20 protein-coding genes are annotated in these 20,821 nt (G+C 51.3%); 13 read left to right on the forward strand and 7 right to left on the reverse strand.

Features of this window, described 5'->3' with window-relative positions:
• Positions 1-32: 32 nt before the first annotated feature.
• The 5 genes from hisD to ACJJH9_RS14620 all read right to left on the reverse strand — a co-directional run bounded on the left by hisD (position 33) and on the right by ACJJH9_RS14620 (position 4,331).
• Positions 33-1,340: a histidinol dehydrogenase gene (gene hisD, locus ACJJH9_RS14600; protein ID WP_444923205.1), complete on the reverse strand. Its 1,308-nt coding sequence runs from the start codon at positions 1,338-1,340 to the stop codon at positions 33-35.
• 16 nt (positions 1,341-1,356) lie between these two features.
• Positions 1,357-1,992, reverse strand: coding sequence for an ATP phosphoribosyltransferase (hisG, locus tag ACJJH9_RS14605; protein ID WP_444923206.1), 636 nt, complete (start codon positions 1,990-1,992; stop codon positions 1,357-1,359).
• 59 nt (positions 1,993-2,051) lie between these two features.
• Entirely contained in the window at positions 2,052-3,314 is a 1,263-nt protein-coding gene (gene murA / locus ACJJH9_RS14610) for a UDP-N-acetylglucosamine 1-carboxyvinyltransferase (RefSeq protein WP_444923207.1), read from the reverse strand.
• A 42-nt stretch (positions 3,315-3,356) separates the two neighbouring features.
• A complete protein-coding gene (locus tag ACJJH9_RS14615) occupies positions 3,357-3,590 on the reverse strand; it encodes a BolA family protein (protein WP_444884033.1) in 234 nt (77 codons plus the stop codon).
• 87 nt (positions 3,591-3,677) lie between these two features.
• Positions 3,678-4,331 (reverse strand): MlaC/ttg2D family ABC transporter substrate-binding protein, encoded by a 654-nt coding sequence (locus ACJJH9_RS14620; protein WP_252082995.1) that lies wholly within the window; start codon positions 4,329-4,331, stop codon positions 3,678-3,680.
• Between the two features lie 414 nt (positions 4,332-4,745).
• On the opposite strand from ACJJH9_RS14620, the gene ACJJH9_RS14625 reads away from it, so the two are divergent.
• From ACJJH9_RS14625 to yjgA, 13 genes are all read left to right on the forward strand, one after another.
• On the forward strand, positions 4,746-5,717 hold the full coding sequence (locus ACJJH9_RS14625; protein WP_444923208.1) for a KpsF/GutQ family sugar-phosphate isomerase: 972 nt from the start codon (positions 4,746-4,748) through the stop codon (positions 5,715-5,717).
• Between the two features lie 62 nt (positions 5,718-5,779).
• Positions 5,780-6,319 (forward strand): KdsC family phosphatase, encoded by a 540-nt coding sequence (locus ACJJH9_RS14630; protein WP_444923209.1) that lies wholly within the window; start codon positions 5,780-5,782, stop codon positions 6,317-6,319.
• The gene (gene lptC, locus ACJJH9_RS14635; protein WP_444886966.1) at positions 6,319-6,885 is read left to right on the forward strand and encodes an LPS export ABC transporter periplasmic protein LptC; all 567 of its coding nucleotides are present in this window, start codon (positions 6,319-6,321) and stop codon (positions 6,883-6,885) included. Before ACJJH9_RS14630 ends, lptC begins: the two co-directional genes overlap by 1 nt.
• The gene (gene lptA / locus ACJJH9_RS14640) at positions 6,872-7,420 is read left to right on the forward strand and encodes a lipopolysaccharide transport periplasmic protein LptA (protein ID WP_444923210.1); all 549 of its coding nucleotides are present in this window, start codon (positions 6,872-6,874) and stop codon (positions 7,418-7,420) included. The genes lptC and lptA overlap by 14 nt, the downstream gene beginning before the upstream one ends.
• Positions 7,421-7,512: 92 nt before the next feature.
• Complete coding sequence (gene lptB, locus ACJJH9_RS14645; RefSeq protein ID WP_444923211.1) at positions 7,513-8,238, forward strand: LPS export ABC transporter ATP-binding protein; 726 nt, start codon at positions 7,513-7,515, stop codon at positions 8,236-8,238.
• Positions 8,239-8,431: 193 nt separating this feature from the next.
• Positions 8,432-9,877 carry an RNA polymerase factor sigma-54 gene (locus ACJJH9_RS14650; RefSeq protein WP_444923212.1) on the forward strand — a complete coding sequence of 482 codons (1,446 nt, stop codon included), beginning with the start codon at positions 8,432-8,434 and terminating at the stop codon, positions 9,875-9,877.
• Positions 9,878-10,058: 181 nt separating this feature from the next.
• Positions 10,059-10,349 (forward strand): ribosome hibernation-promoting factor, HPF/YfiA family, encoded by a 291-nt coding sequence (hpf, locus tag ACJJH9_RS14655; RefSeq protein WP_252083002.1) that lies wholly within the window; start codon positions 10,059-10,061, stop codon positions 10,347-10,349.
• Between the two features lie 3 nt (positions 10,350-10,352).
• Positions 10,353-10,814 carry a PTS IIA-like nitrogen regulatory protein PtsN gene (gene ptsN / locus ACJJH9_RS14660; protein WP_444884027.1) on the forward strand — a complete coding sequence of 154 codons (462 nt, stop codon included), beginning with the start codon at positions 10,353-10,355 and terminating at the stop codon, positions 10,812-10,814.
• 126 nt (positions 10,815-10,940) lie between these two features.
• The gene (gene rapZ / locus ACJJH9_RS14665; protein WP_444923213.1) at positions 10,941-11,840 is read left to right on the forward strand and encodes an RNase adapter RapZ; all 900 of its coding nucleotides are present in this window, start codon (positions 10,941-10,943) and stop codon (positions 11,838-11,840) included.
• A gap of 124 nt (positions 11,841-11,964) precedes the next feature.
• Positions 11,965-12,933, forward strand: a complete 969-nt coding sequence (locus ACJJH9_RS14670; RefSeq protein ID WP_444923214.1) for a class I SAM-dependent methyltransferase — start codon at positions 11,965-11,967, stop codon at positions 12,931-12,933.
• Between the two features lie 469 nt (positions 12,934-13,402).
• Positions 13,403-13,672: an HPr family phosphocarrier protein gene (locus tag ACJJH9_RS14675; protein WP_444923215.1), complete on the forward strand. Its 270-nt coding sequence runs from the start codon at positions 13,403-13,405 to the stop codon at positions 13,670-13,672.
• Between the two features lie 106 nt (positions 13,673-13,778).
• Positions 13,779-15,146 carry a magnesium transporter gene (gene mgtE / locus ACJJH9_RS14680; protein WP_435583621.1) on the forward strand — a complete coding sequence of 456 codons (1,368 nt, stop codon included), beginning with the start codon at positions 13,779-13,781 and terminating at the stop codon, positions 15,144-15,146.
• 64 nt (positions 15,147-15,210) lie between these two features.
• Positions 15,211-15,720, forward strand: coding sequence for a ribosome biogenesis factor YjgA (gene yjgA, locus ACJJH9_RS14685; protein ID WP_444923216.1), 510 nt, complete (start codon positions 15,211-15,213; stop codon positions 15,718-15,720).
• Between the two features lie 150 nt (positions 15,721-15,870).
• Here yjgA and msrB read toward each other — a convergent pair whose 3' ends face one another.
• Both msrB and ACJJH9_RS14695 read right to left on the reverse strand, forming a co-directional pair.
• Complete coding sequence (gene msrB / locus ACJJH9_RS14690; protein ID WP_444923217.1) at positions 15,871-16,404, reverse strand: peptide-methionine (R)-S-oxide reductase MsrB; 534 nt, start codon at positions 16,402-16,404, stop codon at positions 15,871-15,873.
• Between the two features lie 106 nt (positions 16,405-16,510).
• Positions 16,511-20,782: a YhdP family protein gene (locus ACJJH9_RS14695; RefSeq protein ID WP_444923218.1), complete on the reverse strand. Its 4,272-nt coding sequence runs from the start codon at positions 20,780-20,782 to the stop codon at positions 16,511-16,513.
• Positions 20,783-20,821: the final 39 nt, after the last annotated feature.

Raw genomic sequence — 20,821 nt, forward strand, 5'->3', positions numbered from 1 at the left:
ACTGGTGCCAGTTACCGTGATAAGGTATTCGTTTATTTCTTGATCCGAAAGGCGGCAGAGCGAGCATGGGCTTCCAACCCTTCACCACAAGCGAGGGTGGCAGCTACACGACCAAGCTGATCGGCACCTTGTGGGGAACAATAAATAATCGAACTGCGTTTCTGAAAATCGTAAACACCCAGGGGTGAGGAGAATCTCGCGGTACCACTGGTAGGCAGCACATGGTTGGGGCCCGCGCAATAGTCCCCCAGAGCTTCTGCAGTATAGCGACCCAGGAAAATCGCACCGGCATGACGAATTTGCGGCAACAAAGGTTCAGGATCAGCCACAGAAACTTCCAGATGTTCGGGAGCAATACGATTAGAGATTTTTATTGCCTGCTCAAGAGAGTCCACCAGAATCAGAGCACCGCGATCCATTAGTGACTTGGCTGCTATTGTTGCGCGAGGCAACTCCGCCAGCTGCCGCTCAAGGGATGACTCCACCGCATCGAGAAATTCTGCGTCAGGGCATAGCAGAATCGCCTGCGCCTGTTCATCATGTTCGGCCTGGGACAGCAGATCCATCGCGATCCAATCTGGATCGGTGGCCCCATCACAAATAACAAGTATTTCCGAGGGCCCGGCGATCATGTCTATTGCCACATGGCCAAAGACCGCGCGCTTGGCACTAGCCACAAAGATATTACCGGGACCAACGACCTTATCTACCGAGGCAATCGTTTCGGTGCCATAAGCCAGTGCGGCCACCGCCTGTGCACCACCAATAGTGAACACTTGATCCACTTCGGCAATCGCTGCCGCGGCCAGAACCAAATCACTGATCTCGCCCTCGGGAGCCGGAACCACCATAACCACTGAATCCACGCCAGCAACCTTTGCCGGAATAGCATTCATTAATACCGAGGAAGGGTAACTGGCTTTACCCCCAGGTACATAAATGCCAACACGCTCCATTGGAGTAATCTGCTGACCCAGTACTGTGCCGTCTGCCTCGGTATAGCGCCAGGAGCCCTGCTTTTGGTGTTCATGGTATTCACGTACGCGCCGGGCGGAGACTTCAAGGGCCTCACGCTCCTCGACTCCAATACGGGCAAGAGCCTCAGTCAGCGCTTGTGAAGTTAAACAAAAGTCTTCTGCTCCAGTAAGATTACGGCGATCAAAACGGTTGGTATATTCAATAACCGCAGCATCCCCTCGACTGCGTACCTGCTGCAGAATTTCTGCAACTGTCTCCTCAACCTGTTTATTGGCCACCGCCTCCCAAGCGAGCAACTGCTTTAATTGCCCATCAAAATCTGTGTCAGCGGCACTTAGCCGACCAATAAACTTGCGAGTCATAACGTCTAAAAATCTTCTAATTCTGCGCGACAGCTGTCGACAATTTTTCAATCAGCTCACTGATTGGCTGATACTTCATCTTCATGGCGGCCTTATTGACAATCAAGCGGCTACTGATATGCGCAATCATTTCACGAGCTTCAAGGCCATTGGCTTTTAAGGTATTACCACTATCGACTATATCTACAATTTCATCGGCAAGATCCATCAATGGAGCCAACTCCATTGCGCCATACAGCTTGATAATGTCCGCCTGCCGCCCTTGAGCGGCATAATGTCGCTTGGCGCTCTCAACAAATTTTGTTGCCACTTTTATCCGCCCCTTCGGCAGAGCGGCCCCCTTCACCCCTGCGGTCATCAGACGACAGCGCGCAATACCGAGATCAAGAGGCTCATAAATACCGTCAGCATGATGTTCCAGCAGAGTATCTTTACCAGCAACCCCCATATCCGCAGCGCCATGCTGCACATACGTGGGGACATCAACACCACGCAAGAGAAGCAGGCGCACTCCCTCGCAATTGGTGGGGAAAATCAGCTTGCGGCTTTTCCCTAGGTCTTCAAGTGGTTCCAGGCCCGCCGCTGCGAGTAGAGGTAAGGTTTCTTGCAGGATACGCCCCTTGGTCAAGGCGATTGTGATTTGCATAGTCATTATTAAGCCGGCTCTTCTTCGAGAGCCGCCCCGACCAAAGGGGCGGCTGTCTCAACTTGCTAACCAGGTACTCGGCGAATACTCGCCCCCAGTTGCTGTAATTTTTCCTCAATACATTCATAACCCCGGTCTATATGGTAGATACGATCGACTATGGTAGTGCCTTCAGCAACCATACCTGCAATCACCAGACTTGCCGAAGCGCGTAGATCCGAGGCCATTACGGGTGCTCCTTTAAGCTTCTCGACACCTGTGACGAAAGCCGTATTACCCTCAAGGGTGATATCAGCACCCATACGATTCAACTCATGAACCTGAATCAGCCGATTCTCAAAAATAGTCTCCACCACGGCGCCTTTACCCTCAGCTACGGCATTCATAGCAGTAAACTGCGACTGCATATCGGTGGGGAAAGCTGGGTAAGGTGCGGTGCGGAAACTCACCGCCTTAGGGCGGTTGCCCTTCATATCCAGCTCAATCCAGTCATCACCACAGCTCAGGTGTGCGCCAGCCTCCTCAAACTTCACCAATACCGCATCGAGGATGTCCGCACGGGTATGCAGAAGCCGAACCTTGCCACGAGCTGCTGCCGCAGCGGCAAGAAAAGTGCCAGTCTCGATGCGATCCGGCATAACGGTAAAGGTGCAAGGGGTCAACTTGGGGACGCCGTGGATGCGCATAGTGTCAGTGCCAACACCCTCTATCTGTGCCCCCATGGCAATTAGGAATTCTGCCAGGTCGACGATCTCAGGTTCGCGCGCGGCATTGTGCAATACCGTGGTGCCCTCTGCCAAAACTGCCGCCATCAGCAGGTTTTCTGTACCACCGACAGTAACCTTCTCCATAACGATATTGGCGCCTTTAAGGCGGCCATTGGAGCGGGCCCGGATAAAACCACCGTCAATGGTTATTTCTGCACCCATCGCCTCCAGCCCTTTCAGGTGGATATCCACCGGACGACTACCGATCGCACAGCCGCCAGGGAAAGAGACATTAGCTACGCCGTGGCGGGCCAGTAGCGGGCCCAAAACCAAAATAGAGGCGCGCATGGTTTTCACCAGCTCGTAGGGCGCCGTCAGATCGTTGACCGAACGGGGGTCTATTTCAACACCCAGCTTCTCATCAATTGTGACATCACACCCCATACAGCGCAGCAGGGTGATCATCGTGGTGATGTCATTAAGGTGTGGCAGATTATGAATATGTACCGGACCATCGGCCAAAAGTGCTGCGGCCAAAATTGGCAGAGCGGAATTCTTCGCACCAGAAATTCGCAGGGTGCCGGAAACTGGGCTACCACCCTCTATTATTAACTTATCCATTCGGTCTCGTATTTCGGGAGTCGCCTGAATACAGGCGACTGGTTATCGACTGGCTTCTTCTGGAGTAAGGGTCTGCATTTGCACGGCGTGCAAAGTGCCGTCGGCAATTTTGTCATTTAGCGCCGCATAAACCAGCTGTTGCTTTTTCAAGCGGCTTAGGCCTTCAAAGGCGCTGCTCACCACAGTCACCATCAGGTGGCTACCTTCAAAGGCGACGTCGACATTACTCTCGGGGATATGACCCTCAATGAGGGTTTTGATTTCATCTGGTTGCATAGGTGGGATTTGCGTTAGTTAAAAAACATCACGCAAGTGTACTTGAATCATGAAGGGTGCGCAGCTGCGCACCCTGAAGTTCGCCGACTAGCTCACTTTATCGGCAACATCCTGTCCTGCGGACCAGTTGGAGATTACCTTGTCGATATCCCCGTAAGACTGCATAGATTGAGAAAACTGACTGCGGAAAGTTTTACCCAAATTAACGCCATTTAAGATAACGTTAATCAGCTTCCACTCTCCAGCGCGGTTACGCACCAGAGTATAAGAAACTTTGGTAATACCCTCTTTGCTGCGCACTTCCTGCAAAACATTAACCCGGTTCCCACTGGGCAAAGTTCCCGGGTTGACCACTTTCACATCGAGGTCGCCAAAATTTGCTACACCCCGAGCAAATGTTGCCACCAGATCTCGACGAAAAGCACTGGAAAAACGGGAGCGCTGGGATGCAGTCGCCTGCTTGGCATAACGTCCCATAACACCGCGCGCGATAAAATCAAAATCCACAACCGGCGTCAGGACCCCCTCAATAGCGCTGTAATATCTCTGCGGATCAGAGTTGGCATATTGGGCATTTGAGCGAATCACACTCAACAGTTTTTGGGAAACCCCTTCAATCATTACATAGGGGTTTTGATCGGCATTCGCAGCGGGGACCACAGCAGATACCAATACTGCGCAAAGTACAAATCTTAGCCACCGGGAAAAACCGTACCGACCAATCCAAAATGATGTATTCACAAATACTCTCCAATTAGCAAATCATTCCTTGGACGCACACAGCGTAAATAAGTGCCATGACGAGGCTGCTGGCAATCAGTCCCAGTAAATGGGAATTTGTCGTTCATCCGCTGAGTGACATAGCTGACAGCAGCGGCGGCAGACTATACCATGACCGCGCCCGGTGGTGTGGCAGTGTACGAGCGTGTCATTTGACACTCCGGCAGGCGACCGGTTTTCCTACATGCCTGTTGGGTGTTCGTATTTAGATTAGCACGACAATCGCAGGGGCAACTGCGTCAAGCATAAGTGATAAAGTCTGCCCCCTAACGCTCAAAGAGCTCACCATTAAACCGGACGAAGATAAGTCATCACTTTTTTACCTTATAAAATTAGAAACTATTAAATTAGAAGTCAGTTATTCAGAGGCACCCAATGACCCAGGATTTGATATTGCAGGCCGGGCAGCGCACCGTGCGAATGGAAACGGAAGCTGTTGCCGCACTGGAACACCGGATCAACGGCGACTTCCAGCGCGCCTGCGAGATGATCCTACAGTGCCCCGGACGTACCATCGTAACTGGCATGGGTAAATCAGGGCATATCGGACGCAAAATAGCGGCCACCCTTGCCAGTACCGGTACCCCAAGTTTTTTCGTTCATCCAGGGGAAGCGAGCCATGGTGACCTGGGAATGATCACCCGAGACGACTTGGTGATTGCCATCTCCAATTCAGGCTCTTCCGCTGAAGTACTCACCCTACTGCCACTGTTGAAACGCCTGAGCATCCCCATGGTCAGTATGACTGGCAAGACAGATTCTCCCTTGGCGCAGGCAGCAGAGGTAAACCTGGATATTTCAGTGCAAACCGAAGCATGCCCCTTAAACCTGGCACCAACCTCATCAACCACTGTCACCTTGGTTATGGGTGATGCTCTGGCCGTGGCCCTACTGGAGGCGAGGGGCTTTACGGCTGAAGACTTCGCTTTCTCTCATCCTGGCGGAGCACTTGGCCGACGCCTGCTACTGAAAGTCGAAGATGTTATGCACGCAGGGGAAGAGCTGCCACAAGTCGAGCCTGACACCCTCCTATCGAAAGCCCTGCTGGAAATGACCAGTAAAGGGTTTGGTATGACCACTATCGTCGACGTAAAAGGAGAACTGCTTGGCGTGTTCACCGACGGGGACTTGCGCCGCGTAATCGACCACAAAATTGAATTAGATAAAGCCACTATGGAACAGGTGATGAGTCGCCGCCCCAAAACGGTATCCGCCGAGACCCTGGCTGCAGAGGCACTACGCATTATGGAAGATTACAAGATCACCGCCCTGGTTGTGGAGGATAAAGCCCACCACCCCATCGGTGTATTACATATGCACGATATATTGCGCGCCGGCGTAATCTGAGATAATCAAACAATTTGCAGGGCCCATTAGTGCTCTAAAAACAGTAAACAAGGACAACTCTGGTGGTTTCAGAAGAAGAAATAAATGTAGTATTGCAGAAAGTACGCTGGCTGGTATTGGATGTAGATGGTGTCCTCACCGATGGCAAGCTCTACTTCGACAATAATGGCAATGAACTGAAGACCTTCAATACACTCGATGGGCACGGCATTAAGATGCTGCAAAATTCCGGGGTTCGCGTAGCCATTATTACAGGGCGACGTAGCTCAGTAGTGGAGCGCCGCGCTCACGATCTTGGCATCACTAAACTGATCCAAGGGCGCGAGGACAAATTTATAGCACTGCAGGAGCTCTTAGCCGACGAGCCATGCCGCCTAGAAGATATCGCCTATATTGGCGACGACTATCCTGACCTTCTGGTTATGACCCGTGTCGGCTGCCCAATAGCCCCTCCCAATGCAGCCCCTCCAGTCAGAGAGCGCGCCCTGTGGATAACCCGAACCCGCGGTGGTGAAGGCGCTGTACGCGAAGCCTGTGACCGAATTATGCAGGCCCAGGGAACATTTGACTCTGCACTTGCCCCCTATATTGGTGAGCAATAATGCGTACCTGGCTACCGCTGCTATTAGTAGTGTCGCTAATCAGCGCTGGCCTATGGCTTTCGGAGAGCCCGCCAGATCAGCTGCTGGGAATCCGCCCTACCCCCCAGCAGCATGACAAAGCGGCAGAACTGATCATCCGAAACGCCAAGACACGCCACTTTAATGAGGAAGGAAATCTAGCCTATCGCGTGGACGCAGACCAGATAACCTACTACCAGTTTAAACGTCGTGACCGGGCAGACCTGACCGAACCTCGCATGGTTTTTTACCAAGATGACCAGCCTAAATGGCGTACCGAGTCCCGGGAAGGAGTGGCACACAATCGTGGTGAACGAATAGTCCTGAGTGGCGATGTAGAAATTGATGAACTACCCACCCCTGGTGGCATCAAATTGGAAACGTCCAGTATTACGATCCTGCCCGCGAAGGAATTCGCCGAGACAGACAAAGTTGTTACTATAAGCTCTGGCCCAAACCGCACCACCGGCAAAGGCATGCGCGCTTACTTGAATGAAGACCGGATGGAAATCCTATCCGATGTAAAGAGCATCTATGACACTGACTAATTACCGCCATCTGTTAAAAGTCACCACCATCGCAGCGCTCCTGCTCACAGCCTCATCGGCTTTTGCACTGCCTGAGGACCGCCAGCAGCGGATTAATATCAGCTCTGATGCAATGAATGCAGGTCTAAACAATAACCTAGTGGTATATAGTAATAATGTTGTTATAACTCAGGGGTCTTTAAAAATACAGGCGGACCGCGTTGAGGTTTACTTCACTCCAGAAAAGGAAATTAGCCGTGTAGTGGCCGTGGGTAAACCCGCTCATTTCCAGCAAAAGATCCTCCAGGGTGAGAACCCCGTAAAAGCCCGAGCCAAACGTATTGTATACCGAGTGGGCTCTGAGGAGTTACAACTAACCGGTAAAGCCCATGTTGACCGGGAAGGCAACACACTGACAGCGGAAAAAATTGACTACGACCTCACTACCGAGCAAATGAGCGCCAAGGGCCAAACTGGGAAAGGGCGTGTAGAGATGACCTGGAAACCCGAGAAGAAAGAGAGCTCGCAAGACGCCAATGATAATCAAGGCCAGTAAACCCTCTACTTAATACCTCATCATAAGTAACAAATATTATTGCACCGGCGGGTATCACTCTGCCCGCGGCATGGATAGATTCGGTACACACTATGCCAACGCTCAAAGCGTTACATCTCGCGAAACAGTATAAAAAAAGAAAAGTTGTCCAGGATGTCACCGTCAGTGTTTCCAGTGGACAGGTTGTCGGCCTCCTCGGCCCCAACGGTGCCGGCAAAACAACCTGCTTTTATATGATTGCCGGGCTGGTGCAGGCCGACGCTGGCAGGGTGATGATCGACGATGAGGATATAACCCGGCTATCCATGCACGGACGCGCACGCAAAGGTATCGGTTATCTCCCCCAAGAAGCCTCTGTATTTCGCCGCTTGACGGTAAAAGACAATATCTTAGCAATCCTTGAAACCCGCAAGGACCTCTCAAGAGACGAGCGGCAACAACAGGCCCAAGCACTACTTGAGGAATTTAATATAACCCATATCGCGCAAAGCCTGGGTATGGCCCTCTCTGGTGGAGAACGACGCCGAGTTGAGATTGCCCGCGCTCTGGCCACCAACCCCGGCTTCGTCCTGTTGGACGAGCCCTTTGCTGGGGTAGACCCCATATCGGTGAACGATATCAAGGAGATCATCCGCCACCTGCGTGATCGCGATATTGGCGTACTAATCACAGACCATAATGTTCGCGAAACGCTGGATATCTGTGAGACCGCTTACATTGTCAGTGAAGGTCATATCATCGCTGCAGGCACGCCGAATGAGGTTCTCGCCAACCAACAGGTGCGCGAAGTTTATTTGGGACACGAATTCACTATTTGAGGCTAACCACCAATTTCTGTCCTTAAATTCTTCACTTAAGACGGGAATAATCATAATTCTGGAAACATAGCACCAGCTATCACGCCAGGAGCGGCACGCTTATTGCTTGTAATAGATTGGAGAGAGGGGTAGTCTGCGCCATCTTAGGACAATTTGATCGACACCCTGTCTTATCGGCCTGCGGCGCCCCACTATGAAGCAGTCTCTCCAGCTCAAGCTCGGCACACAGCTGACCATGACTCCCCAGTTGCAGCAAGCAATTCGCCTACTGCAACTCTCCACACTCGATCTGCAACAGGAGGTCCAGGCAGCACTGGACAACAACCCGATGCTGGAAGCGGATAGCGAAGAGCAATCCGTAAAGGTGGATGAAAATCAACCACGGTCTGAACAAACACCGGAAAACACAACACAGCCGGTAGAAGAGCGCGAACTGGCCGAGGGGGACTGGGACCAGGCAATTCCTGATGAGCTGCCCGTCGACTCGCGCTGGGATGATATCTACACCAATAACAGCGGCAGCCACGAGTTAGATTCATCCAGCTATGAGCGTAACTCCACCTCCATCGGCCTTCAGGATCATCTACGCTGGCAGCTGAACTTGACCCCCTTATCTGAGCAGGATAAGTGGATCGGTGAAAACTTAATTGATGGCATAGCCCCCAGCGGCCTCCTTGGCACTTCTGTACAGGATGTCGCCACCTCTTTATCGATCGATGAAGATGAGGTGCTCGCGGTTCTGAAGGCTATTCAGCAGTTTGATCCCGCTGGCTGCGGGGCTCGGGATCTCAAAGAATGCCTGCAATTACAACTGCAGCAGTTGCCGCCAAATACCCCTTGGCTAAGCCAAGCGCAAAACATTATTGAGAAACACTTGGACTTACTTGGCAAAAGGGATTTTCGCCAGTTGAGTCGACGCACACGGCTCACTGAAGCCCAGCTAGGCGAGGCCATTCGCCTAATCCAGACCTTAAATCCCAGTCCGGGAGAGAGCTATGGCGGGCAAGAGCCGGACTATGTAATTCCGGATATTGTCGTTTCCCGCAAAACCCTTCGCTGGCACGTAGAATTGAATGCAGAGATCACCCCAAAGATCCGTATCAATGACCACTACGCCTCCCTGGTCAAGCGTGCCGACAACTCCAGAGATAACAATTTTTTGCGGGATCACCTGCAAGAAGCACGCTGGTTTATGAAAAGCCTGCAGAGTCGCCACGAGACTTTACTCAAAGTAGCCAACTGTATTGTCGAAAAGCAGCAAGGTTTTTTTGAAGAAGGCCCGGAAGCCATGCGACCTATGGTGCTGGCAGATGTTGCTGAATCTATTGGCATGCATGAATCGACCATATCCAGGGTGACCACCCAGAAATACATGCTCACGCCTCGCGGCGTGTTTGAGCTCAAGTATTTCTTTTCGAGCCACGTCAGCACAGACTCCGGTGAGGATGCCTCTTCAACCGCTATCCGCGCACTGATCCGCAAGCTGATTGACGCAGAGACCCCTCGCAAGCCGCTCTCAGATAACAAAATTACCCTAGAACTCGATAAACAGGGTATTAAAGTAGCCCGCCGCACTGTGGCGAAATACCGCGAGTCAATGGGAATTCCCTCCTCCAGCGAGCGAAAACGCTTGGTCTAAAGGGGCCGCTTGGGTTTCGACTCATGAGGTAGGCCAAGTCATAACCTGGCACCAATTACTACACTTTCGCAACCGAACTCCAAACTTTGAGTGTATCCTTCCATTCTGGGCCACTTCCTAGTAGGGTTGCGACCCGAAAGGAGGCTCGCCGTAATGTGATGCACCTGGTAAGGAGAAATCCATGCAGATCAATATTAGTGGTCACCACGTCGACGTTACCTCGCCAATGCGCAGCTACTGTGAGAACAAGCTGGAAAAGCTCTCAAGGCATTATGACAATATAACCAACGCGCAAGTCATCCTATCCATAGACAAGCTGATCCAGAAAGCCGAAGCCCGAGTACATATCAATGGTCACGATCTTTGCGCGGGTTCGGAAGACAAGGACATGTATGCGGCCATTGATTCGCTTACAGACAAACTGGACCGCCAACTGAAGAAACACAAAGAGAAGTTGCAGAACCACCGCTGAACTATGACACTGGAAGCTTTACTCTCTCCCCGCCTCAGCCTTTGCCATCTGGCGGGGAGCAGCAAAAAAAAATTGCTGCTCAATATCGCCCAGGCTGTAGCCGAACAATATCCACAGCATGACTCTGACACCATATTCAACCAACTGATTGCACGCGAGCGTCTAGGCTCCACAGGAATTGGCGAAGGTGTGGCTATCCCCCACTGCCGTCTTCCTGGATGTGAGCACCCCATTGGCGTGCTCTGCACTACAGAACCCGCCATAGATTTCGACGCTATCGACCGACAGCCTGTCGATCTGCTCTTTGTCTTGCTGGTCCCTGAAGATTCGGAACAACAACATCTAGATACACTGGCAGAAATCGCTGCGCTCTTCTCTAACACCCAGGTCCGGGACAAGTTGAGGCAGGCTGACACTAGCGACGCACTCTACGCCCTAGCTATAGATTCAGCCGCAGCGGCCTGATTCTTGCTTTGCGCCCATACCTGGTAATCCGATTCCGGAGTCACGACTTATAAATTACCGCCAGGAATATAAATACCATTTAATTAACTATTAAATGATATAAAGAGCTAAAAAGAGGGGGTCCCCATGCGCTTGATTATCATCAGCGGCCGCTCCGGCTCTGGTAAAAGCTCCGCACTTCAACTACTCGAAGATGCGGGCTTTAACTGCATCGACAATCTGCCGATTAGCCTGCTACCCGAACTCATCAAGCGGGCTGAGCAACAAACGACTAAAGGGGATACCCCCCTTGCCCTGGGAATAGACGCTCGCAACCTCTGGCAGGATATCAAACAGGCCCCCCGTGTTATTGAAGCCCTGCGCAGTACCGGCGTAGAGTGTGATGTAATCTACCTGGACGCCCGCGAACCTGTACTGGTACAGCGCTTCAGCGAGACCCGCCGCAAACACCCCCTAAGTAATGATTGCACCCACCTGCTCGAAGCCTTGAAACAAGAAAGAGAGCTACTAACACCCGTCTCAGCCATGGCGGATATGGTGATAGATACCAGTAGCCTCGGTTTGCACGAGTTACGGGAGCTGATTAGAAGCCGCGTAGTGGGCGGACATTCGGAAGGGATGGCAATACTTTTCCAGTCTTTCGGCTTTAAATATGGGGTGCCAGTGGATGCCGACCTGATGTTCGACTTGCGCTGCTTACCAAACCCCTACTGGGAGCCCAATCTTAGGAAAAAAACCGGATTGGACCATGAAGTAGCCGAATTTTTACGCTCCCACCCCAAAACTAACAAGATGGAAGCAGATATCACCGGTTTCCTTGAGAGCTGGCTACCCTCTTTCCAGGAGAGCAATCGCAGCTACACCTGCATCTCCATTGGCTGCACCGGAGGGAGACACCGCTCAGTTTATATGGTTGAACAACTGGCACGCACTTTTCTCCACAAATTTGGCAATATTCAAGTCCGTCACCGCGAACAACAAAAGAATAACTTTCAAACACTAAACAACATATCAGGTATGAAATAGCAGTAAAGCATTAAGAGCACAGCATTAAAAAATACGATAAACAGCCCTTGATAAACAATAGAGAGATTGATTACTTTGATAATAATTGGCACGATAGCAAACCTCAATATACGGAGGTACGCATATGGAAAACCTAGAACAGTGGTCTAGATTCTGGCAACAAGGTTACCCAACCTCTTTCTCTCAAGAACTTCCTGATAGCTATTGTGGAGCTATAGGCCTCTACTGGAGAAGCTTGGCATCCAAGCTTGAAACTCAAGCTCACATCTTGGATATTGCATCCGGCAATGGAGCAATCGCCATTTTAATAGCCCAAGAGGCCTTAGAAAACAAACGACACATCATTGTCCACGCCGCTGATGCAGCTATGATTAATCCACAAGAGACAAACAAAAATCCCCGACACAAAGATATTCTTGAAACAATAAAATTTCACCCAGAAATGCCTATAGAAAAAATCCACTTACTAAATGAACAGTTTGATTTGATAACCTCCCAGTATGGCCTTGAATATTCCAACATAGAAAAAAGCGCCCCAAGCATAGCGCACTGCCTTAAAGTTGGCGGAACGCTCAAAGCGATCTGCCACAGCAAGGACTCAGAACTTTCAAAAAGTAGCGAAGAAGAGCTTTCAGCATATTATGAATCCAAAGAAAAGCTGAAAATTTTAGATCAGACCAAATTATTCCTTGAACATATTGGCACCATTCACTCTATTCAGCAGCTCGAAAGAAAAATTGTATCCACTTCAACCAAATTAGAAAGCCTAGTAAACTGCATCGAAGAGTTAATCAAAAGGCATCCAAAAGCTGCTATTACAAGCTTCCTTAGAAACTCCATCAACAATTTTTTTTCAACGAGACTAATCTCTGACTCAACAACCAAAGAAAAATTCATATCTTTCCTTGAGTCTGAGCTCGACGCCTCAGCAGCCCGCTCCAAAGACCAACAAAAAGCAGCCCTAACAGCAGGAGAAATGAACGATGTATTAGGCATCTTTTCAAAAAATAGATTTAAAACCTTAAAATTTCAATCATTTAATGACGACCATAACAAAAATATTGGGTGGTTGATTGAACTCGAAAGACTCTAAGAACCCCAACTATTTATACTCATTATTTTGACAGCTTTATTTAGGGCAAAGATCAGCTGTCTAGCTTAAGGTATAGCAGGAATTCATCAACCTTAATACCAAAAAGTAGAAAAGGAAAGGGTAAAACAAGCGGGTATTTGACTGCGTTTATAAAGTATATTATGAGCTTTACAAGCAAATTACAGAAAGACCCTCATTTAAATTACTAAGCACTTAAAGGAGGTCAAGAAACAGCTATTGCTAAGAGCTCCAGGCAAAATCATTATTGTTTACTCACTTAAAGCTCCTATCTTACAATTAAATATACCGACCCACCTGCACAATGATAAAATCCACAGTCTATTGCAACATTTGATAAATCCTACTCAGGTAAGGCCGAATACCTAATATATAGTTTCAAAAGTAGATTACTAATCTCAATTAAAATTCTTGCTAAAATTAATTAGCTTTCCCTTGTGGGTGGCACGTAATGCAAAAAAAGCACCTTACCATCATTAACAAGCTCGGGCTGCACGCCCGCGCAGCCAGTAAGTTTGCCCAAACCTCTGCCCGCTTTTCCTCCAACATCAAAGTGCACTGTGGCGATAGATCGGTGGATGGCAAGAGCGTTATGGCGCTTATGTTACTCGCCGCCGGGCAGGGTACAGAATTGGAGCTGGAGATTGAGGGCCGTGATGAGAGTGATGCACTCGGAGCTATCTGTACTCTCGTCTCAGAGCGCTTCGGTGAAGCCGAGTAATTTGCAAAGGCGAGCGGCTCTGGATAGAGTCCGCCATGGCGTAATAACGCCGCGACTTTCTTATGGTCTCTACTCCCTAAACACCGCTGAGCAGTAAGGATTTATCGTGTCCAGCCCACCCCAAGCCGAAATCAAGTTCCGCGCGCAAAACCAGCTCAGCGAGTTGTTCGCCGCCCTCGATAGTGGCACCGGGCAGGAAGTCCGGCGCATGCTCAAAACCCTGACCCCGCAGAGTATTGCACAGCTATTGGAAAGCTCCCCCCCGCGTATTCGCCAGGTTCTGTGGAACCTGATTGATCGCGATGTCGAAGGTGAAGTACTGCAAGAGCTCACCGATGAAGTGCGCAGCCAAATCCTCGATACCATGGATACCGAGGAGATGGTGGAGATTATGGAGGGGCTGGATGCGGACGATATCGCCGATATCCTTCAGCAGCTCCCCGAACGCGTCGTCTCTGAAGTCCTCTCAGCAATGAGCGAAACCGACCGCCTGCGGGTGGAAAGCGTACTCGCTTACGATGAGAATACCGCTGGCGGCTTGATGGACACCGATACTATCTCGGTGCGCCCCAACTTAAGCCTGGATGTGGTGCTGCGCTACCTGCGCCGCCATGAGCAGCTGCCGGAATCCACCGATAGCTTATTTGTAGTCAACCGACGTGGCCAATATATCGGGCTGCTACCGCTTTCAAAGCTTCTCACCACAGACCCCTCTGTCACGGTACGCGAGGTCGTCAATACTGATGTGGAGCCAATTCCCGCGGATATGCGCGATACAGAGGTAGCCCGGCTGTTTGAAAAGTACGACTGGATCACCGCACCAGTAGTGGATGAACACAACCGCCTGCTGGGTCGAATTACAATCGACGATATCGTCGATGTTATCCGCGAAGACGCCGACCACTCCCTGATGAGTATGGCGGGCCTCGATGAAGAAGAGGACACCTTTGCTCCGGTAAGGCGCACTGCGCGCAGGCGCGCCCTCTGGCTCGGTATCAATCTGCTCACAGCCCTTCTGGCCTCATGGGTAATCAGTCTGTTCCAGAATACGCTGGAAAAGGTCGTTGCCCTGGCGGTATTGATGCCGATTGTCGCAAGTATGGGGGGTGTGGCCGGCAGCCAGACACTCACCGTGGTGATCAGGGGTATGGCTCTGGGCCAGATAGGCAAAAGTAACCTCAGTTGGCTACTCTCGCGGGAGCTCGGCTCTGCATGCCTTAATGCCCTGCTTTGGTCTCTGGTGATGGGGCTAATCGCTGCACTCTGGTTTGACGACATTACCATTGCGGTCATTATTGTTGCGGCCATGGTAATCAATTTGATTGTGGCAGCGATGGCAGGAGCAATCTTACCGGTTGTATTGCGGGCAATAAAAATCGATCCGGCATTAGCCGGTAGTGTCGCACTGACAACCGTCACCGATGTGGTGGGGTTCATGTCCTTCCTTGGCCTCGCCACCTGGTATTTTGGCTGAAAGGCAATACACTCCCCGCTCAAACAGAGCCGGTACGATCCGGAACTTTTATACGGAACTGAAGATGTACGAATACGACGATGAAGACCTGCCCAAGAGCAAGACGCAGGTAAAACAGGAGATGCACGAGCTGCAGGCCCTGGGGAAGCAATTAACCGAACTATCTAAAGCCCAGCTCGCCGAGGTGCCCATTGATGAGGATATGCGCGAGGCAATAGACACCTTGGGGCGAATCAAGTCCAACGAGGCTCGCCGTCGCCAAATGCAGTATATTGGCAAGCTGATGCGCAGTGCAGATCACGAAGCGATAGCAGCCGTGCTGAATAAATTTAAAGAGCGAGACCAGCAGCACCTGCGCTTCGATAAAATGGCCGAAGACTGGCGCAGACGCCTACTCGAAGAAGGTAATAGTGCCCAGGGTACCTTTTTTGACCAGTACCCCCAGGTAGACCACCAGCATTTACGGCAGTTGGTACGCGACTCCCTGCGTGAGATCAAAAACAGCAAACCACCCAGCAATCAGCGCAAGCTGTTCCGCTACCTGCGTGATTTCTTTATTCAGGCATCACAGTAGTTCTCATTCACCCACCGCATGTCACACGGGCGGTTCTGCTCCGCCCATAAACTCCATTGAGTTATACCAAAGCCAAATTGCATCAATTAAAACTACAGAAGAGTCTCGCTCAAACCAAAAATCAGACAAAGATAGTATGAGATCTAGCGATTATTGTTTGACATCCCCGGCCGGCTCAAAATCTAAGGCCAGCGAGTTCAAGCAATACCGCAGGTTTGTCGGTGGTGGACCATCCTTAAACACATGCCCCAGGTGCTCTCCGCATTTGGACAATACCTCTGTGCGCCTGAGCCCCCAACTGAAATCATCCTTTAATACGATATTCTGCGGAAAGGCCACATCCCAAAAGCTGGGCCAACCAGTACCCGATTTAAACTTGTGTTTTGAACTAAAAACCGGCAGACGGCAGCCTGCGGTGACATAAACACCTTCTTTTTCGTTGTATAACAATTTGCCACTAAAAGCCCGCTCCGTATCTCCCTGCCAGAGAACCTTGTAACGGTCCTCGGGGAGTAGCTGCTTCCATACCGACTTGGGGATCTGCTCTAGCCCTCTGCCTTCAGCTATACGTGATTTGGCTTCCGCCACTGTCATATTCTGGATTCTTTGGTCATCAGCCTCAGAGCAGGCCGATAGAATCAGGGCAAACACCAACAGGGGCCATAAGGCCGGGGACCTCACCATCTTGCAAACTCCTGTCCTCACTCAGTTATACCTACCTAATAGGATAGAGAACTAGATGCACATGCAGTTGAGCTCTTTCTGGAAATGTATCCTCCCAATAAGCAGGCTAAGAGCCCGCTTCATCCGCCAAAGGAGGCGTTGGTGCACGACTGATTCCCTGATCCGGTTTTGCCTGTTTCCCAGCAGCCTCAGAGGCGGCCCCCTGACGCTCGGCACCATCTCCATCAAAGAGTCTCTCAAAACGCATTTGAGGGTCAGCCCAGTCACCGCTGATGCGATAACTTACACTGGCCATCTTCTTCACCTGCTTTTTAAACGCTTTACTAATGAGATAAACGCCTGCCGCAGCCGGCAATCCCCCAGCAAGAGCGGCAACCAGGGCTAGGTTGTTACTTACTGGCAAAGTCGCCACCAGGGTCAAATCCAAATCTTCCCGCAATAAATTGACCCTTCCCGCCATCTGCAGCTCACTGGTTGGCCCCTCAACCTGAATAGGCACTGCAATCAACAACTGCCCATCCCCTTCGAACACGACCTCTCCACGCACTCGGTCGAAAGCCATACCACTCTTATAAAGGTCGGAGAAATCCAATCGCAAGCGGCGCGCCCAGGTATCGAAATTAAACAGCGATAACAAGCGCAAGACCGTTGAGCCAGCAGTACCGGTGGAACGAAGGAAGCGGCCATCGCGAATATCTATTTTCAAATCTCCCGAGAGCAAACTACCCTTGGCCATGGCCGGAGACCCATCCCAGCGCAAGGCTGTATCAAAGGTCGCAGACTTACTTTCAATAAGCGGTTCATGCCCCATCTCACGCTGAATATCAGCGAGATCATCGGCTGCCAGGCGCCCAATAAATTGAGAGGAATTATTGCCCTCCGCATCACGCATCCACATCAATTGCGCTCCCAAGGCTTTTTCACCACCACCACGCCCCTGCAGGTGAAACCCGCGGACACTACCGCGAATATCGCTTAGAACCAGGCGGTCTTCGGATGGCCGAACGTCAAAAGACCAGCGCCCGAGCTCCTCATCCCCCACTCGCAGACTTTCCGTACTGAAATCCAGGGCTGGCAACGTCTGAAAATTAAAATCGGCCCAGGGGTCCAACAACTCTTCCGCAAAGGGCTGCTCAGCCAATGTAGCGCCGGAAATAGTCTGCCTCTCTTCAGGAGCAGGAAGGCGTAAATGCGCCAACTTTAAACGCAGAGGTTTTTGCCCACCGAGCATTCCCGAAAGTCTTCCCGCCGCCATTTCACTATCAAAATCTAACTGCCACTTTGAACCCGCTCCTCCGCCAGTGACATGAATATGCTCAATAGCCACTGTTCCCAATTGCAGGCTATCTGTGCTTAGGTCGAGACTAATCGGCAGTGGACTGGAAACATTGTCAGTTGTCTGTCCACTTTGGGGAAGTGCAGTCAGGCCATCCAGGTTGCCTGCTTGCACCTTATGAATCAGTGATGGTGCTTGTTCGGGCCGAGCGGATGACTCTTCGAGAACCGATAAGTCATCTCGGTAAACGCCCAGTAGCTTTTCCCAGCGGGGTAAATCAACATTGGAAATGTCGCCAAGGATACTCACCCCTCTTTCTTCAGGTAATTTCGCCTCGGCATTGAGCGCAATAGCCGCTCGCTCAAGAGCTCCGTCCACCAGCCAAAACTGCCCTTGCAGGTGCTCACCGTAATTCAGGTGAAATAAGCTGCCCTGATCACCAATGGGGGCACGCAATACAAAATTCGTTTTACTTTCAGAGGGCTTAGCCAGGGGCTCCGGAAGGTTTACCGCCACACCAGCAAGATTTGAGGTCAGCTCGAAAACTGCAGCATAGGGAGCCTCTTTAGATTTTGCTGGGATGGTAATAAATGCCTGATAACCCATGGTACCTTCAAGCCATCTCAGCTCGGGACGCTGGCTCCAGCTGTAGATCGACTCAGTACTGGCACTGCCATCCACGACCACCTGCGTATCGCGCACATCGGCATCACCTATATGACGGATGCTCGCATTTATTGGCCGCCCCCAGAGCTGACCTTTCAGCTTAGTACCTTCGAGTCCTGTATCGCTGTCAAAAATGACATCACCAGCCAGAGCCTCAGCATGCAAGCGCAGATTTTGCAGCTGTAAATCACCACGACTCAACTGCAATTCAACTCTTTGAGCTGGTGATACTGAAGCGCCACCCAGGGGCTGAGTGAGGTTCAGCTGCCCGCGAATATCTCCCGACAACAACCACTCATCAAAAGCATTGCCGAGCTGTTTGCGCAAAGGGGATTCGCGCAACAAGCGCAAACCATCAGCAGCCGGCCCCTGAAGCTGGGCGGTCACATCCAGACGTGAGCCTTTATCTTTCAGTGGGGTTACTTCCACTAATACTTTATGCGCATCCACTCCCCAAACACGGGCCTTGTCTGCGCTGACAGAAACATTGCCATCATCCAGCCTGAGTAGGCCATCAACAGACTGAACCTTAGGCCATTCGTCGGCATACTTAAGATTGGCGCCAGAAAAGTCTGCAGCCAACTGTACTGTTTGACGCTTATTGTGAGCCCCCAGCGCACGTAATGACTCATCCTTGCCATTTTTGCGATAACTGCTGCCACGGTAAATAAATGCGGCAGTCTCAACCCGACCAGGATTTCCGTTGCCCAGCCCCTCATTCAACCAACTGCGCAAGTCTTCACTGACATTTGTCGGCACCAGCTTCTCTTGAACGCCAACATCCGCATCACGCAGAGAAAGCGACAGGAGTAAATCCGTTGGACGACTCTGAGGATGGAAAGGCAGGGACAACAAAAACTGCCCGCGAACTTCGCCCAGATTTCCATCTAATAGCAAAGGGCCAGAGAAGACATTGATTTCATTCGAATCCTTACTAAGGCTCCAGGCCAAAGTACCGCTGGCTTGCTCAAAAGAGAATGCCTCGGAGTAAAGATTTGGAAACCCTGCTTGCAAGTTCGAGCCATCCAATTCCACCCGGCCATCGTTACCGGCAAACTCCATGTAGCCACTCAAGCCGGCCACTGATGGCGCACCGCGGAATGCCTGTGTGCTGATATTGTGCAAATTGGCACTCAGGCTCACCGCACCTTGCGCTTCTTTGCGCAGCTGCACGCGTCGCAACTGGCCAGAAGGCTTCAGGGACGTCAACCACTCGCCTGCAGCACCCTGCAAAACATCCAGCCGAGTGAGAATATCGCTCCATCCCGCTAAATCGATCACATCTGCGGACAGTGCTACTCCCCGAAGGTCGTTACTAACCTGCAGGTTTAGCGGCGGCATCTGCAAGCCCTGCCAATCGATTTGGGTATCCTGTAAAGCCAAACGCCAATGTTCACCGGGCAGCCAGCGACCAGAAATATCTCCAGAAAGCGCCCGTAAAGGTGCCATTATGTGATCTCTGTTTTGTACCAGATCACTACTTTCATGCTGACTTTTGCCCTGGCTGCTTTTCTTCGGCGCCTCTTCTGGCTGATCCAAGTTTGATACCTGAGCAAGGTCTACTCGTCCGACCAACCGATAACCACTGCTCGCATCGCTGTGCAGCCACAGGCGTCCATCCGCCCACTTACGCCCACTCCAATGAAATCGGTCGGGTAGCGGGGTCAACTGATGGAGTAGTGACACAATATCCTGGTCCAACAGCAGCTCATTGAGCTGCATATAACCTCGCAGTGAAAATTGTTTTTTATTGCGCGGGTTACCACGCCCCTCCAACACCAGGCGGAGAGTCTCAGTGTTGCTAGCCTGCTCTTCGCCTTCGCGGGAGATAAAAGCGCGGGCCGTAAGACGATGAAAATCACCTCGGTTTTCCAGAGAGATTTGTGGCAAGTTGAGCTCGGCAACCTGCTCATCAGGCAGCCTGACAGTGATTGCCGCATCGCTGATCCAGACCTTGGGGCTCAACTGGAAAAGTCGTGCCGGGTCCGCTGCCTTGGGATTGGACACAACCCTGCCGTCAGGCTTTAGGGAGATATCGGGGAAGCCGTCCAGACGCCACTCGCCCTGCTCATCCCGGCTGAGTCCAGCAGTAAAGGCGTGCATTTGCAGGTCTTTCCACACCAGCTCACGATTCCATAGGCTGGCGAGCAAATCCAGTTGGAACAGGCCGTGCCCCATACGCAACTCGCCCTTCTGCCCCAGGCGCAGTCCGTCGAGCTGTAATGAGACTTGCAGTGCTTCCCAGCGCAGGGAGATACGGTCCATCTGCACCGGAACTCCCAACTGGCCGCTGAGCCAACGGCTGATCTGCGGGCGATATTCCTCAACTTGAGGCGATAGCAGGCGTCCGGTTTGTACAAGGATCGCCAGGGCAATCACCAAGCTTACCGATAACAACCAGAACTTTCGCGCAAGCCAGCGCAATAGGATCATCATCACCCCCACTCTTCCATGGTGCTGTCGCAGGCATCGCAA

This window comes from Microbulbifer mixtoriginis (SeqCode), from assembly GCF_052466715.1.